The 13,795-nt window shown below is 73.6% G+C and carries 17 protein-coding genes; 10 read left to right on the top strand and 7 right to left on the bottom strand.

Features of this window, described 5'->3' with window-relative positions:
• Positions 1 to 151: 151 nt before the first annotated feature.
• From ACWGJO_RS32995 to ACWGJO_RS33005, 3 genes are all read left to right on the top strand, one after another.
• A complete protein-coding gene (locus tag ACWGJO_RS32995) occupies positions 152 to 307 on the top strand; it encodes a hypothetical protein (protein ID WP_452189401.1) in 156 nt (51 codons plus the stop codon).
• 88 nt (positions 308 to 395) lie between these two features.
• Positions 396 to 710, top strand: a complete 315-nt coding sequence (locus ACWGJO_RS33000; RefSeq protein ID WP_452189403.1) for a hypothetical protein — start codon at positions 396 to 398, stop codon at positions 708 to 710.
• 79 nt (positions 711 to 789) lie between these two features.
• The gene (locus ACWGJO_RS33005) at positions 790 to 954 is read left to right on the top strand and encodes a hypothetical protein (protein ID WP_452189405.1); all 165 of its coding nucleotides are present in this window, start codon (positions 790 to 792) and stop codon (positions 952 to 954) included.
• A gap of 132 nt (positions 955 to 1,086) precedes the next feature.
• Here ACWGJO_RS33005 and ACWGJO_RS33010 read toward each other — a convergent pair whose 3' ends face one another.
• The gene (locus ACWGJO_RS33010; protein ID WP_452189407.1) at positions 1,087 to 1,869 is read right to left on the bottom strand and encodes an AbrB/MazE/SpoVT family DNA-binding domain-containing protein; all 783 of its coding nucleotides are present in this window, start codon (positions 1,867 to 1,869) and stop codon (positions 1,087 to 1,089) included.
• A gap of 294 nt (positions 1,870 to 2,163) precedes the next feature.
• Between ACWGJO_RS33010 and ACWGJO_RS33015 the strand changes: the two genes are divergently transcribed.
• A complete protein-coding gene (locus tag ACWGJO_RS33015) occupies positions 2,164 to 2,466 on the top strand; it encodes a hypothetical protein (protein WP_452189409.1) in 303 nt (100 codons plus the stop codon).
• Between the two features lie 93 nt (positions 2,467 to 2,559).
• Here ACWGJO_RS33015 and ACWGJO_RS33020 read toward each other — a convergent pair whose 3' ends face one another.
• A complete protein-coding gene (locus tag ACWGJO_RS33020; protein ID WP_452189411.1) occupies positions 2,560 to 2,874 on the bottom strand; it encodes a DUF6221 family protein in 315 nt (104 codons plus the stop codon).
• 162 nt (positions 2,875 to 3,036) lie between these two features.
• Here ACWGJO_RS33020 and ACWGJO_RS33025 point away from each other — a divergent pair, with 162 nt between their 5' ends.
• Together ACWGJO_RS33025 and ACWGJO_RS33030 are read left to right on the top strand one after the other, a co-directional pair.
• Entirely contained in the window at positions 3,037 to 3,393 is a 357-nt protein-coding gene (locus ACWGJO_RS33025; protein WP_452189413.1) for a hypothetical protein, read from the top strand.
• Positions 3,390 to 3,875 carry a hypothetical protein gene (locus ACWGJO_RS33030; RefSeq protein ID WP_452189415.1) on the top strand — a complete coding sequence of 162 codons (486 nt, stop codon included), beginning with the start codon at positions 3,390 to 3,392 and terminating at the stop codon, positions 3,873 to 3,875. The genes ACWGJO_RS33025 and ACWGJO_RS33030 overlap by 4 nt, the downstream gene beginning before the upstream one ends.
• A gap of 57 nt (positions 3,876 to 3,932) precedes the next feature.
• Here ACWGJO_RS33030 and ACWGJO_RS33035 read toward each other — a convergent pair whose 3' ends face one another.
• The 3 genes from ACWGJO_RS33035 to ACWGJO_RS33045 are packed head-to-tail and all read right to left on the bottom strand — an operon-like array spanning position 3,933 to position 5,219.
• Positions 3,933 to 4,190: a hypothetical protein gene (locus ACWGJO_RS33035; RefSeq protein WP_452189417.1), complete on the bottom strand. Its 258-nt coding sequence runs from the start codon at positions 4,188 to 4,190 to the stop codon at positions 3,933 to 3,935.
• 34 nt (positions 4,191 to 4,224) lie between these two features.
• Positions 4,225 to 4,710 (bottom strand): hypothetical protein, encoded by a 486-nt coding sequence (locus ACWGJO_RS33040; protein WP_452189419.1) that lies wholly within the window; start codon positions 4,708 to 4,710, stop codon positions 4,225 to 4,227.
• The gene (locus ACWGJO_RS33045; RefSeq protein ID WP_452189421.1) at positions 4,707 to 5,219 is read right to left on the bottom strand and encodes a hypothetical protein; all 513 of its coding nucleotides are present in this window, start codon (positions 5,217 to 5,219) and stop codon (positions 4,707 to 4,709) included. Before ACWGJO_RS33045 ends, ACWGJO_RS33040 begins: the two co-directional genes overlap by 4 nt.
• A 590-nt stretch (positions 5,220 to 5,809) precedes the next feature.
• Between ACWGJO_RS33045 and ACWGJO_RS33050 the strand changes: the two genes are divergently transcribed.
• On the top strand, positions 5,810 to 6,319 hold the full coding sequence (locus ACWGJO_RS33050) for a hypothetical protein (protein ID WP_452189423.1): 510 nt from the start codon (positions 5,810 to 5,812) through the stop codon (positions 6,317 to 6,319).
• Positions 6,320 to 6,626: 307 nt separating this feature from the next.
• Entirely contained in the window at positions 6,627 to 7,850 is a 1,224-nt protein-coding gene (locus tag ACWGJO_RS33055) for a hypothetical protein (protein WP_452189425.1), read from the top strand.
• 72 nt (positions 7,851 to 7,922) lie between these two features.
• Here ACWGJO_RS33055 and ACWGJO_RS33060 read toward each other — a convergent pair whose 3' ends face one another.
• Positions 7,923 to 8,561: a helix-turn-helix domain-containing protein gene (locus ACWGJO_RS33060; RefSeq protein WP_452189427.1), complete on the bottom strand. Its 639-nt coding sequence runs from the start codon at positions 8,559 to 8,561 to the stop codon at positions 7,923 to 7,925.
• Between the two features lie 504 nt (positions 8,562 to 9,065).
• Complete coding sequence (locus ACWGJO_RS33065; protein ID WP_452189429.1) at positions 9,066 to 9,920, bottom strand: replication-relaxation family protein; 855 nt, start codon at positions 9,918 to 9,920, stop codon at positions 9,066 to 9,068.
• Between the two features lie 711 nt (positions 9,921 to 10,631).
• Here ACWGJO_RS33065 and ACWGJO_RS33070 point away from each other — a divergent pair.
• Together ACWGJO_RS33070 and ACWGJO_RS33075 are read left to right on the top strand one after the other, a co-directional pair.
• Positions 10,632 to 12,233 (top strand): replication-relaxation family protein, encoded by a 1,602-nt coding sequence (locus ACWGJO_RS33070; RefSeq protein WP_452189431.1) that lies wholly within the window; start codon positions 10,632 to 10,634, stop codon positions 12,231 to 12,233.
• Between the two features lie 1,155 nt (positions 12,234 to 13,388).
• Positions 13,389 to 13,577 (top strand): hypothetical protein, encoded by a 189-nt coding sequence (locus ACWGJO_RS33075; RefSeq protein ID WP_188306456.1) that lies wholly within the window; start codon positions 13,389 to 13,391, stop codon positions 13,575 to 13,577.
• The last annotated feature ends 218 nt before the right edge of the window (positions 13,578 to 13,795 follow it).

A 13,795-nucleotide genomic window follows, 5' to 3' on the forward strand; every position in this document is an offset into this window, starting at 1 on the left:
CGGGCCCCGCGGCCCACCCCCTGTCTCCCCGGGACCCGGCCGCCTGCACCCCGCGCCCGCCCGACCGGGCGCTCGCAGCGGAATCCGGTCGCCGGGCAGCGGACCCGGCCTCTGCGCTGACCTGCTCACCGACCAGCGGACCGGGGAAAAGATGACGACCAACACCGCCGACCAGCGGCCATGGCTGCGCACCGAGCACGGCGCCACCATCGGCCACACCGAAGCGTGGAGCTGGGGACGCACCGTTCGACTGCAGCTGTGGCGGATCCTGCACGAGGACGACGGCGCGACCGGCATCATCGATTGAGGTGAATCCGGCGCGGCCCCTGCTTGCCCCGGGCGCCGGCGGACCACCCTGGAGGGCACACGGGCTCGGCGACGGAAGGGGGCTGCGGGTGGCCGGCCGCGAGGTGGAACACGTCGGGCAGCTGAGCGACGCCCTCGTCGTGCTGGGCGCCGCTTGGCGGCCCGACCAGGTCACCGACGACGCCACGCGCGCCGTCAAGCTGGCCACCGCCCTGCTGGGCGCGGCCGAGGCGCACCTGGGCGGTGCCGAGATGGACGCCGATCAGGCCGGCGCGGCCATCGAGGCGCTGCGTACCGCGTACGGGTCGGTCCGGGGCGAGGTCGTGGCCGCGGTGATGCCCCTCGCGGCGACGCTGAGCGGCTGCTGGTGGTGCTGCGGATCGGCCTGCTCGTCGGGGACTTGAGCCGGCCGGGCCGGACGAGCAGGCCCCGGGATTCGAGGCCCTGGCCGCCGCGCGCGATCTGGTCAGCGCCGCGGTGGCGATGGTGGCCTATCACTACGCCCCGTCGTTCGGCGACGGCTCGGGCGTTCCGATGGTCGACGAGTCCCTGACGTCGGCGTTCGCGATGGTCGCCCAGGCCACCTGCCGCCTCGCCCGGATCGCGGGACTGCCGCCGGACGCCGACGACGCGCGGAGTGAGGAGTGACCGGGTAGAGGCGCGCCGCGTGGTCGGCGGCGTGGTCAGTACGGCTAGCGCGGTTCCGGCCGGGGTGTCCCTCGCGCTCCGATCACGAAGGGCCTCGGCCACCGGCGCGGGGTCGAGCCGGGTCGCCGGCGCTTACGCCTGTTCGGCTGCTGGCTCCCGCTCCCGGCCCTGCTCCGCCTCTTCGACCGCTGTCGCAGCGCCTTCTTCGGCGGGCAGCAGGTCGGCGGCGAGCAGGGGGAGGCCGAGCCGGTGGGCGGCGGCCGCGCACAGCGCGTCCGGCATCGTCAGGTCGACGCCGGCGACGGATGCCTGGGCGGTGAGCTCCAGGGCGTGGGCGGTGTCGGCGGCGAGGGTGGTGCGGTGCTTGGCGGGGCCCGGCTGGTGCACTCCGACGACCGCGAGCTCCGCCAGCACGGCGTCGGCCCGGTCGTGAGCGCCCGCGCGGGCGAGGACGGTGACGAGTTCGGTGACGGCGGGCTCGGGCAGCACGGCCTGGCCGAGCCAGGAGGCCGCCCGGGAGCCGGGCCCGCCGCTGATCCACGCGAGGACGGCGCGGGCGGTGAACACCACCCGCTGATCGCCGAGGGGTGAGATCCGGGCGCTGTCCGGCAGGGGGCGCAGCGCGGCCGGCAGCGGGCCGGGGTTCTCGTTCTCGGGGAAGGGGTGGCCGCCGGTGAGCAGGCGGGCGGGGCTGGTCGGCAGGTGGCCGGTGAGCAGCGGTTCGACGGTGGAGCGGAACCGGTCCCGTACGGCCCAGAGCGGCTCGATGGTGATGGTGCCGTCGTCGGCGGTCCGGATGGCGACCAGGGCGCCCTCGGTGATGCGTGCGGCGCGCTGGATCTGGGTGGGCAGGACGAGCCGGCCGCGCTGTCCGACCTTGGCCGTGGCGATGACGGGCCCTGTGGTGGTGGTCATGGCCGGCACCGTAGCCCGCGGGCCTCTCCAGTGTGGGCGGTATTCAGATCTGCTCACCCGAAAGCGTTGTGGGACCTACTTGCAGGACTGACCCACATTCGGAGCATCGGTGCACTGATTCCGCATCGGCCCATATATCCGGTCCGAGGCGATGGCCGTCGGCCCGACGGCCACCACGATCGGCACCCGACCACCCGACGACCAGCACGTCCGCACGACCCGCCAAGGGCCCGTCATTTCCCCCCGCAGACCGGGGGCGACGGGCCCTTCCGCATGCCCTGACGAAGGAGACCGATGCCGACGCTGCACTACACCCCCGACGCCGCCCGGACCCTCGCCCGCCTGGAGAAAGGACGCCGCGCCGACCCGCGCAGGCTGCGCCGGGTCCACCGGGCGCTGGAGCACCTGGCCACAGACCCGCACCACCCGGGCCTGCGCAGCCACCGCTATGCGGTCCTGCCCGGCCACCGCGGCACGGCGGCGTGGACGTCCTACATCGACCAGGGGCCGGGCGCCTGGCGGATCCACTGGGCCTGGGCGTGCGGCGGCCACGACGGCGGCACGGTCACGGTGCTGCGGGTGGGCCCGCACCTGTAGGTGTGGCTTCTGCGGGCGGGCCGATCGGGCTGGGACGGGGGCTGCCCCAACCCGTGTCTCAGGTGTCCGATTTCACTGGCGGAGTCGACGGCGTCAGGCCGGCTCACCGTCGGTAGGGGTCCACTCTTGGCGGTATCCCGGGCGATCGGAGTAGGCGGTCGCTGCGAGGACTCGCAGCGACCAGTCACTACGGTGGCTGTCGTGGTCCTCGCGGCCAGCGTGTTCTGGGTCGCGCCAGGCAGCGAGCAGGTCGCGGCGCATGGCGGTGGTGCGGGCCGGTGAGTAGAGCGCGGCGAGCGGGTTGTCGGCGGAAAGCCCTTCGGGGAGCCACGACTCGGGACGGGCTGCGGCTGCCGCTTCGTCAGCGTCGATCTGCTCGCGCAGCCAGGTGATCAGTTCGGCGGTCATACCCGGCATGATCTCCTACGGTGCTTGCGGTGCTTCGCTTCTTGACCGTTTGCCAGGTGAGCTTGATCGCTCAGTTCGGCGCTGTGGTTCGGACCTTGTCGGCGAGGAGAAGAGAGAAGGAGAACCGTCGTTCTCCTTCCCTTCCGCCGCTAGGTTCCGGGCATGACGACGAAGCGGCCCGATGCCGCATCCCCTGATCTCGCCACCCTCGCGGTGGCCGCCCTCGGCGAGCAGCTCGCCCGCGCCGCGTGGACCGCCTGCGGTCCCCGGGTCCTGGCCGTCGCCGGATCCGCAGCCCGCGGCACCGCGGACGACACACGCACCGCTGCCGGCACGGCCCTTCGCCGGCTCGCCGACGACGTCCGCACCATCGGGGCCGATACGACCGCCGACCTTCTCGCCCGGTCACGTGCCGCCGTGGGCGACGCAGCCCGCCGCCTCGCCGAGGACCTGTGCGACGCGTTCGGCCGGGCCGTCCGGGACGCCTGCACCGTCGGTCGGACGGGAACCGCCCGGTGACCTACTTCGCCCCGCCGACAGCCGGCGCCGAACGGCTGCCGCACGTCCAGTACGCCCAGGCCGTCCACCAGGCGCTCGTCGCCGCAGGCGCCGAACCGGTCGAGTGGTACATGGACGAGACCGACTTCGGCCTGCGGGCCGACTACTACTACCGGCCCTACCAGCCCGCGCCCCGGCCCGACGGCACGGTGCCGCGCACCCCCGACCCGGAGCACTGGCAGCACGGACTCCAGCTGTCCTGGACCGAACGCGGCTGGTGCTACCTGCCGCTCGACGAGCGGAGCGACCCGCTGTGGGACGAGGAGGACGCCGAGCCGCTGCCGGTGCCGGTCCTCGCCGACCCGGACGCCCTGGCCGCGTTGCTGGTGCTGCTGCTGGCCGGGCAGTTCGACGAGATCGGGTCGGCCACCGCCGAGTGGAGCCACGCCCCGGCCCAGCGCACCGCCATCCTGGAACACACCCGGCGGGCGGGCCGCGCGTGAGCGGCCTCCCACCGGCCGGGCCCGCGCGGAACGCATCCCCCCACGGAGGACGGGCGGCTACCGCTCCGGCGCGGCGTCCTCGATGACGGCGGTCAGGCGGGCGTGGACAGCGGCGGCGGCTTCGCGGGTGATCGGGTCTTCGTTCTTCAGCTGGGGGGCGATCAGCTCGGCGGCGGCCGCCAGGAGCGGGAGGGGGACCTCGACCGTGCGCAGGTGGAGGAGCTGGGTGGCGGCGCGCTCGCCGGGGGTGGCCTGGGCGCGGGCGTCGGGGATCAGGGCGCTGATGCCGCGGGGCAGGGGCTGAGTAATGGTCACCCGGCCCATTCTCCCGTTCCCCGGGTACCGGTGATCACCACGGTCGGTCGTCGGGTTCCTCGTCGGGCAGGGGGCCGTGGTGGTGGCGGGCGACGGCTTCGAGCAGTGCCTGGCGGGCCTGGCGCCAGCGGACGTCCTCGGTGCGGCCGGTGTCGGCGGCCCAGTCCGGCAGCGGCCGGTCCTGCGCGGCCGCGGTGAGTGCCCGGCCGAGCTCGCCGATCGCGGCCTGCCAGTCGGCCAGCTGCCCGAACAGGCCGCGCACCAGCTCGTCGACGGCGCGGGCCGGATCGGTGCCGAAGGTACGGGCCTCGGCGGCGGTCTCGGCGAGGGCGTCCTCGTCCAGGTCCTCGAAGGCCTCCCGCCACGGCTCGGCGGTCCGGTTGAACTCCTCCAGCACGGCGTGCAGGGCGCCTTCGACGGCGGCCGGCGACCACGGCGGCGGGGTGCGGGGCGCCCGGACGGTGTCGGTCAGCACCCGGGCGGCGCCGGGCCCGAGTGCCCGGCGCCTGGTGGTGCTCACCCGGCGCAGCCGGTGGCCGTGGTGGCGGCGCGGCCGGCGGCGGTGGCGGCGTCCAGTTCGTCGGCGAGCAGGGTGAGCTCGCGCGGCAGGTCGCCGAGCACGCAGGACGGCATGGCGGCCGCGAGCGCGCACACCGCGACCAGCGGCAGCCGCTCGCCCGGCGCGAGGTCGGGCAGGGAGCCGGTGTGGGGGGCGCCGAGCAGCACGTCCGCGGCCAGCGAGTAGCGCAGCTCCTCGGCCAGCTGGCCGTCGCCGCCCGGGATCACCTCCTGGTGGCTGGCCCGCTCGATCCCCGCGGCCGCGTGCTCCAGGGCCGGGGCGTGGCGCTCGTCCTCCTGGCGGCCGGCCAGCTCGCGCACCCACGCGGCCGCGGCCTCCCCGGCGTCGCGGCCCCGGTGGAGCGCGGCCAGCTGGACGGGGCCGAGCGCCTGGTCGTCGGGCCCGGAGTCGGGCTCGTCCTCGGCCCGGTCGGTCGGGGAGGGCAGCCAGGACAGCGGGGAAGTCGTCATGCCGGTGCAACCCCCGCAGCGCCCACCCGGTCACGGGTGCAGCAAGGCGGCCCTTGCTGCACCGGGCGTGCTGCTGCTCCGCGTGTAGCAAGGCGACCCTTGCTACACCCTGCTGCTTCCGGCGCGGTGCAGAAGCAGCGCGTGCTGCACCGCCTGGTGCTGCGACTGCGACGGCCCGCGCAACCGCCGGCTGCGCCGACCATCGCCCAGATACTCTCTGCGTCGTGGTGACTACGGATAGGAAAGAGCGGGCGGAGTCCGCGGTCTGTGGCGGGTGCGGGGCGACGATCACGACGAAGGGGCGCGGAAGGCCGAGGGCGTACTGCAGCCAGGCGTGCAAGTCGCGTACGGCTCGCCAGCGCAGCGACGCGGCGCACCAGGCGGAGGTCGCCGCTGCGGCCGCCGGAATTCACAGGGTGGCGGACTCTGACGGTCTGCCTGATTCGGCGGGCTCGTGTCTGGTGTGCGGGGCGAAGCTACGGAAGCCGGGAGCGGGGCAGCGGCCGGCCTACTGCTCGCGCTCCTGCTCGTCGAAGGCGTACCGAAGCCGTCGCGCCGCGGCCGTCGAGCAGCGGCTCGCCGCCGCACGCGTGGCGGTGCGCCCTGCCGTCGACCGGGACGGCCCGCTGGGGGAGGTCCTGCGGCTGGCCGCCGTCCACGACACCGCCACGCAGTTCGCCGACGGCCTCGACGCGGGCCTCGACCCGGCAGCCACGGCCGAGCGTTTCACCGCCGCCCTGTCCGCCCTGCACCGGGACCTGCTGCACCAGGCCGCTCTCGCCACCGGCCGGGAGGCGGCCGTCCCCGCTCAGCGGGCCGGGTCGGCCGCGCTCACCCCGCCGCTCACCCTGACCCTCGGCGGCTGCGAGCCCGTCCTCGACCTGGCCCCGGGATGGCAGCTCTCCGGCCGTGCCGCGGACACCAGCGCCTACTGGGTCCTCGACCGCGGACACATCGTGGGGTGGGTCGAGCGGAGTGCTGCTGGCGGCTGGCATGCCGTCAGCGACGGAGTCCTCCTCGATGCCGGCGAGCGTGCCGGCCCCGGCCTCTGGCGCGACCACGTCCTCGCCGGGTCGCGCCTGGTCACCGGGCACCCGTAGCCAGCTGGGCGCGCCGGAATATCGGCCCGCGCTGAAATCCCGGCTCCGGCCGACCCGCCGGGCACCCTTTCTTTACGGCTCGCGGGCCGTAATCGGCTGGGTGTGGGTGGGCGTCAAGGTTACGATTCCGACCGTGAGTAACGACCCGGGCCGTAATTCGGCTACCTGCGCTGACGTGCTGTTCGACGTGCCGGAGGGGTCGGCCGCGCCGGTGTGCGTGCGGCCGGGCTGCGGGAAGCCGGTGCCGGTCGCCGAGTCCGGCCGGGGTCGGCCCACGCTCCACTGCTCCCGTTCGTGCAAGTCGAAGATGGCCCGTGCGAAGGCCAAGGCCAAGGCCGCCGCCGAGGCGGCGGGCCGGACGGTCCCGGGGCAGCCGGCACCGGCGCCGGAGGGCGCTCGGGCTGCGATGCTGGGCCACCTCGCCGCGATGGAGAGCACCGCCCGGGTGTTCTTCGCCGCGGTGGACACCGACCCGGTGGCCGCGTACGACGCGTTCTACCAGGACTACATGCGCCTGGACGCCCGTGTGCGGGAGGCGGCGGCCGACGCGCGCGACGAGGTCCGCTGGCCCGGGCTGACCGGGGACGAGCTGGAGCTGCGCCGGGCCGAGGAGGACCTGATGCGCCCGGACGTCCTGGCCCGCGTCTTCCCGCACGTCCTGGCGTCTTCGGCCCGGGCCGTAAATGCGCCCGCGACCGTGGCCGCGCCGAAGCCCCAAGAAACGGCCCGAGCCGCAAATGCAGCCCCCGCGCCCGGCCCCGGCGCACCCGGGGCAACGGCCCGGGCCGAAATCCGTACCGCCGTCGCCGTACCCGCCCCGGCCGAGCGGCGGGCGGAGGCCTTCGAAGCGCTGCGCCGCGCCGCGTGCACGATCCCGACGGTGCGGTTCGGCGAGCCGGACCGCCTTGAGGACCTCGACCTGACGGTCGGTGAGGGCTGGCTGCTGGCCTCCTGGGACGACCCGCGGGCCGAGGATGTCCACCAGCTGCTCTACCGGGGCCGGTCGATCGGCTGGACCGCGCCGCTGCCGGACGGACCGTGGGGGCAGGCCGGGCACATCGCCGCCGCGCACCGGAACGCCCAGGCCGCAGACATCCTGACCGATCCCGCCGGCGGGGCCCGCACCCACCGCTCCGTCGGCCAGGCCCTGGACGTCCTGCACCGCGCGCACATCGACCGGCTGCGCGCCGAGCGCGCGATGCCCGCCGTGCAGAACCTGGCCCTCAAGCGCCCGACCGGCTGGAGCGTACCCTCCGCCCGCGGCCTCGGCGCCCCGCACCGTGCCTCGCTCGGCGACGGCCTGGTCCACCTCACCTGGCCCGACCACCCCGGCGTCCAGGAACTCCAGCAAGGCGGCCGCCCGGTCGGCTGGATCGAGGAGTACGACGTCCAGCGCGGCACCTGGACCGCCCTGATCGACAGCAGCATCGTCGCCAACGCCGCCAGCGGCGAACCCCTGCGCTGCCCCAACGCCGAAGGCGCCCTCGCCCTGCTGCGCCGGGCGCTGGGGGAGCACCTCACCCGCTGGTAGACCGGGCCGACCGTCGCGGCCCGCGCTTCCCCTGGACACGGGCCGCCTGCGCCGCTCGAGGCCGGGCGAGCCTTACGGAGACCCTCCCGCGAGTACCCGGGCCCACCTGCGTTCCTTTGCCCGGGCGGTTCGTGCGGCATAAGTGAGCTGGGCGAGAACGCTGATCTGTTCGGGGACGTCGCTGACACCGCGATCCTCAAGTTCCCGACGGAGGTAGTACAGCGTCCAGTAGGAGGGGATGCTGTCGCCCCACGCGTAGCGGCTGAGCCATCGTGGTGACGTCCATGCGAGTTGTTCGACGTCCACACCTTGCTGGCCCACATAGTCGAGAAAGGCGATGAACGCCTCGGCCAGCTCTGTCTGTTCAGGAAGGACATCGACCACTACGGGCGGTGCCGGTCGTCGAGGCCTGGCGGGCTTGCTGGAGAGCCGCGTGTGCAGGGACTCGGCGCGTCGGAGCGCGACCGTCAGCTTCTTCTCCGGCCAGGAACTGTGGCGCTCCAGTGTTCCCAGAAGGCTGTCGATGAAGCGTTGGTTCGGTACCCGCCTGCCACCGAGCACCTCGTACAGGGACGAGCGTGCGAGGTCGGCCTCCTCCGCCAGATCCGCCACACTCATCCCGGTGCTGGCGACCAGCCCGTCGAGGCACGCAGCGAACCGTTTCACAGTGGGGCTGGCGGACGGGTCGACGGGCTTACGAGGTGCGGGCACGGCTTCTCCCCTCCCGGGCGCGTCTCGGTGGGCTGTCGATGGAGGGAGCGCCAGCACCAACGCGGATGCTGGCGCTCCTGAGGGAGGACTTGCTCAGTGGTGCTGGGCCCACAGGACAAGGCAGCTCACGAGCGCCCCGCCCGCGGCCGTCGATGCACCCTTGGCGAACCCGATGACCATGGTCCGCCGAAGCTGACGTCCCAGCCGCACGCGGCGGCTGGCCGGCTCGGAGGGCGTTTCCCCAGACGTCGAAATGCCCGTAGGCTCGTGCTTGGTACTGATGATGCCTCCACTTGATCGTTGGTCCCGTAGCGAAGACGGCTCCCTGTTGGCGCAGGGGGCCGTCGCCTTTTTGGCGCTGGCCCATGCCGTCGAGTTCAACGATAGTGACGGGTATCGCGTCCTGAGACTTCATGGCGTCAGATGTGCACTCTGACCTGCTGCTTTGCTGTAGCAGAGGATCGAAATCTGCTCGCCCTCCTCCGTTCCCGCCCGGCCCACCGGCTACAGCTCCGTCCACCCGCACGCCCGCACGCCCCGGCCGTTGATCGGGTGCCAGATGGGGGCGGACGGGCCGCGCTGGACCAGGTCCTCGATCCGGGCGGCGCCGGCCGGGACGGCGGCCAGCAGCTCGGCGACGGTCGGGTTCTCCTCGGCGGCCAGGCGCAGGTCCGCCACCGCGCCGCGTACTCCGGCGGCCGCCGTGCCGACCAGGACGACCAGCAGTCGCGGGAAGGACCGCCAGCGCCGCTCCCACGCCCGGCCCCGGCCGTCCGGGCTGGTCTGCTCCCATAGGGCGGCGCAGGCTGCCAGCTGCGCCGCGGTCTGCTCGTCGCCGACACCTGGGCGGTGGCGCTCGACGAACGCCCGCAGGCGGTGCCGCTCGTCCCCGGTGCCGGCGGTGTAGGCGAGATGGGCGGCGGGCTGGTACACCCCGCCGCTCTCGACCGGCAGCTCCGGGGCGGGGAGGAGGTCGAGCGGGCCGCAGGCCTCGCCGCGGGCGCGGGCGTCGGTGACGAAGGCGGCGTGGATCCGGCCGACGTCGAGCAGGTGCTCGCGCCCGTGCCGCACCGCCGGCTTCTCCGATCCGGGCACCGGCGCGGCCGGGTGCAGGGCCTCGGGGAAGGTGGCCGTGACGGCGGAGCCGGCCGCGGTGAGGTGCCAGGCCTTCGCCCGGCCGGCCTGCGGCAGGGTCACGAACTCCGCCAGGCCCTCGGCCTGGAGCCGGGCCATGCGCTTCTGGGTCTGCTTGATCCCGGCGGCGCCGCCGTGCAGCTGGTGGAGCTGCTCGGCGGTCGCCAGCGTGAAGCGGTGAAGCGTGACCAGAACGTCGTGGTCGGTCTCCAGATCCCCGTGCACGAATGTGCTCCCTCACTCCGAAGCGCGGGCTTATCCCGTGCTCGGAGAATGGAACCCCACGAAACTCACCGGATTTCTCACCATCAAGGTTGGTAGTCCATAACGATCTGATAACTCCCGGCATCAAGGTATCCCTCGTTCTTACCGGTCCGAAATGCGGTCCGTAATCCCGTCCGCCAACCAGTCCCGACCTCGGGGCCCTCGGCGGCTCGAGCGGCACGTCTCTGACCTGCTGGGATGACCATCAAGGTGCCTTGGTGAGTTTCCTTGGTGGCCCATCAAGGAAACTCACCAATGACTTGGTGGCCCTGGTGAGTTTGCCGGACCGCTTCCGTTCCCCCTGCCGTTTCCCCCTCCGCTGCCCCTACCGGCCACCCCGGGCCGGATGCGGGAGAACGGGCAGGTCAGTGCCCGAATCCGGGCCGCCGCCGCATTCCGACAACCCTCTTCTCCCGTCTTTCTGCTTTTGGTTTTGGTTTGTGGTTGTGGCGTTGTCGGTTGGTCGGTTCGGGTTGTTGCACCTGCGGTGGGCTTCTCCTTTTCTCGCGTCCGGCTGGTGCCGGCCGCTCGCTGGTCGGGGGCGGCGGCGGGGCCGGATCAGGGGCGGTTGGAGAGGGTGCGGCGCGCGGGCCTGGAACGGGCTTGGCGGCTGTCGGGAGCGCCGGATATCCCTCAGAGGCAGCAGCCGACCACGACCCTCGGGAGACGTCCGTGAGCACCCGTCAGAGCCTTGCCCTGCCCGACGACAACGACGACCAGGGCGACGCCGTCGAACCGCCGCAGCCGTCCCGGCCGGGACGGACCGCGTACCGGCGCGGCGCCGCCAACCCCAACGGCTCGACCACCGCGCTGCGGGCCGATGTCCTCGGCGCGCTCGGCGTTCTCAAGGTCGCCACTGCCGACCAGCTTCAGCGCATGCTGCGCCCGGGTGCGGCGTCGAACAAGGCGATCCGGCAGGCGCTGGGCGATCTCGCGCTGCACGGCCTGGTCGCCTCCGACGGCAACACGAAGGACCGGCACAAGACCTGGCGGCTGGAGGGCGCCGCCGGGCTGGACGCGGCCGCCTCCGTGCTCGGGATGGTCCGCTCGGAGATGGGCTCAACGGCTCGGGGTGCCGGGCGTTCCGGTGCCCGGCACGCGATGGCGGTCAACGAGACGATCGCCGCGTTCGTCCTCGGCGGCAGCGCGCCCGGGGCCGCGGGCGGGGTCGGCACGGTGCGGTCCTGGTCGACCGAGGTGGAGTTCCTGCTGCCCGGCGGCAAGCGCAAGGTGCGGCCGGACGGTGTGTGGCAGGCTCCGGAGATCGGGGTGCCGGTGTTGATGGTCGAGGTCGACCGCTCGACCATGGCCGCGGCCGACGTCGCCGCGAAGTTCCCTCGGTACCGCGAGCTGTTCTGCACCAGGGTCCGCGACAACGACCCGGCCCGCTCCGGTCAGGAGCCGGCCGACCGTACGGTGCACTGGTGGCGCCGCACCTGGCCCGGCCACACCCGTGCCGGGTACCCGCCCGTCGCCCTGGTCGTCACCGGCGCCGGACCCGTCGCCCTGGCCAACCGCCAGGAGGCCGTGGCGGACCTGTCAGCCGAGATCTGGCGCGGGCAGTGGTGGACAGTGCCCCAAGATGACAACGAGGGCGACGGCTGGCGCGAGTACGACGACGCTGTGCCCATCCTCGCGACCACCCTGGAGCTGCTGGCCGAGCACGGCCCCTTCGGCCCCGCCTGGTGGCGCTACGGCCGCCCCGGCCGGCACTCCCTGCTCGACGCCCTGGAGAACCCGAACAACCGCGCCGCCTACAACCAGCGCCAGAAGGCCCGGGAGAAGAAAGCCCGCCAGGAGCACCGAGATTGGATGCGCACCCTCGCCTGCGCCGACTGCGGCAACGTCCCCAAAGAGGAGAGCACCTGGCACTACGGCCCCGACGGCCGCCGCGTGGAGTGGACCCGCCAACCCGGCGGCCGCTGCTGGACCTGCCACCAGGAACACGCCGAGCGCCTGGAACAGGAGGCCGAAGAGCAACTGGAAGCCGCCCGCACGGCCAACGCCGCGCTGCGCCCGTGCTGGACGTGCCGGGGCTCGATCGGCGGGAAGGAGGGCTCGAAGCTGGAGCTAACCGAGAAGGCCAGCCCGGATCGGCTTGAGTGCCCGCAGTGCGAACAGGACCGCGCCGTCAAGGACTTGGGCCTGCTGGTGCTGCCCGCCCCGACCAAGCGCGAGCAGATGGCCGCCCTGGTCTCCGCCGCGGACGATCCGTGGTGGGAGGACCGGGTGCTGCACGCCAAGCTCTACCCGGTGAGGGGCCGCAGGGTGTGACCTGTTGGTGTTGGTGGGCGTGAAATGGCCCAGGAGGCCGGGTTGTCTGGACCTTTGGTTGTGCCTGTCGGGGTGGTGGCGGGGTGGGTGTTTGGGGCGGGGGTTGGTGACTGTGTGTGGTGGTGGGTGAGGGTGGGGGCGGGTCGGCCTGCTTGGGGGGGGTGGGCTCGGTGTTGTGGGCTGTTTTCGGGGGTGAATTCCGCCGGGTATTCCGCCCGGTTGTTTTGGCGGATTGGTTGCTGGTGGTGGTGTGAATTTGGGTCGGATTTGCGGGGTGGGGGTGGTGGCGGGGGTTGGTGTTCGGTTTCGTCCGGGCCGGGTCCGCCGTCCCCGGTGGCCGTGCCCGCGTCGCTGCGCCGCCGTCCCGGGCCTGCTGCGCCCCCTGCTCGGCCGCCGCCGTCCGGGCTGGGTGCCGTCGTCTCGGGCCTGCCGTCCAGGCCGCGCCGTCCGGGTGCCTGCCGCCGCCGGTCCCGGCCCCGCCGTGCTGCCCTGCCTGCCTCGCTGCGCCGCCGTCCGGGCCGTGTCCGCCGCTGCGCCGCTCGCTGGACGGCTGGGTGGCCGTCAGGCCGCCGTGGAGACCGTCCCGGTGCCGTTCTGGTGGTGGGTGGGAGCTGTCGCGTCTGCTGTCGCGTCGCCTGTCGTGTGGGGTGCTGTCGCGTGCTGTGACGTGGGCGGATACCTCTGATCCCCTGTGTGTGGTCCGGGCGCGACAGGTGGGTGCGACAGGGTGTCGGGGCGGGGCTGCGGTTGCTGCTCGGTGGCGGCCGCCGGGAAGGCTGGCCTTCCCGGCGGCCTGGTCCTGGTGGTGGTGTTCGGCGGCCGGGTGGCCGACCGCAACGCGGGGTGCGACGCGGTGTTGCGGCGGGGTGCAACACGGGGCTGGGTTGCGGCTCTGATCAGGTGTTATGTGGCCGGGAGCGGGGGCGGGTGGGTGTGTTGCACCGGGCTGCGCCGGTTGGCCGGCCTCGGCGGCCCGCCCGCGTCGCCCGGTGCCGCGCTCCGCTGGTCGGTTGCCGGGGCGCTGGTCGCCGTCCTGGTCGGCCGCCAGGCCGTCCCGCTGCGCACGGTAGGACCCCGTCCAGAGCCCGGGTGGGCCCTCGTGACTTTGCCAGCAGCAAGGCTGAAAGTGGAGGTGCGGGGGTTGCGACGAACGAGATGATCATCATGGAATACAGCCGGAGCGAAGTCATTGCCACACTGCAGAGAGCCGGATACTCGGAGGAGGCGGAGGAAGCGCTGCACGAGCTGCCCGACCCCGTAGATCTGGACCGCCTCGTGGCCTGGGGCCAGGAACACGGAATAACCAGAGACGGGCTCATCAGCCGGATGGGCGGCAGCCCCTGAGCACGGAGTCAACCGATGTAGGGCTGCACCCGCTCGGGCTTGTTGCGGTGCCGTGTTGCACCGGCTGCCCGGTCCGCCGGCATCGGCGGGTTCCCGCTGCCCCGCCCGTGCCGCCAGGCCGTGCCCGCTGCGCCCCGCTCTGGTGGCTGTCCTGGCCGCCGTCCTGGTCCGGTGTTCGGTTTGGTGTTGCTGCTTCGGGAATTGCCCGGGTGATGCTG

The sequence above is a fragment of the Kitasatospora sp. NPDC054795 genome (assembly GCF_053611565.1).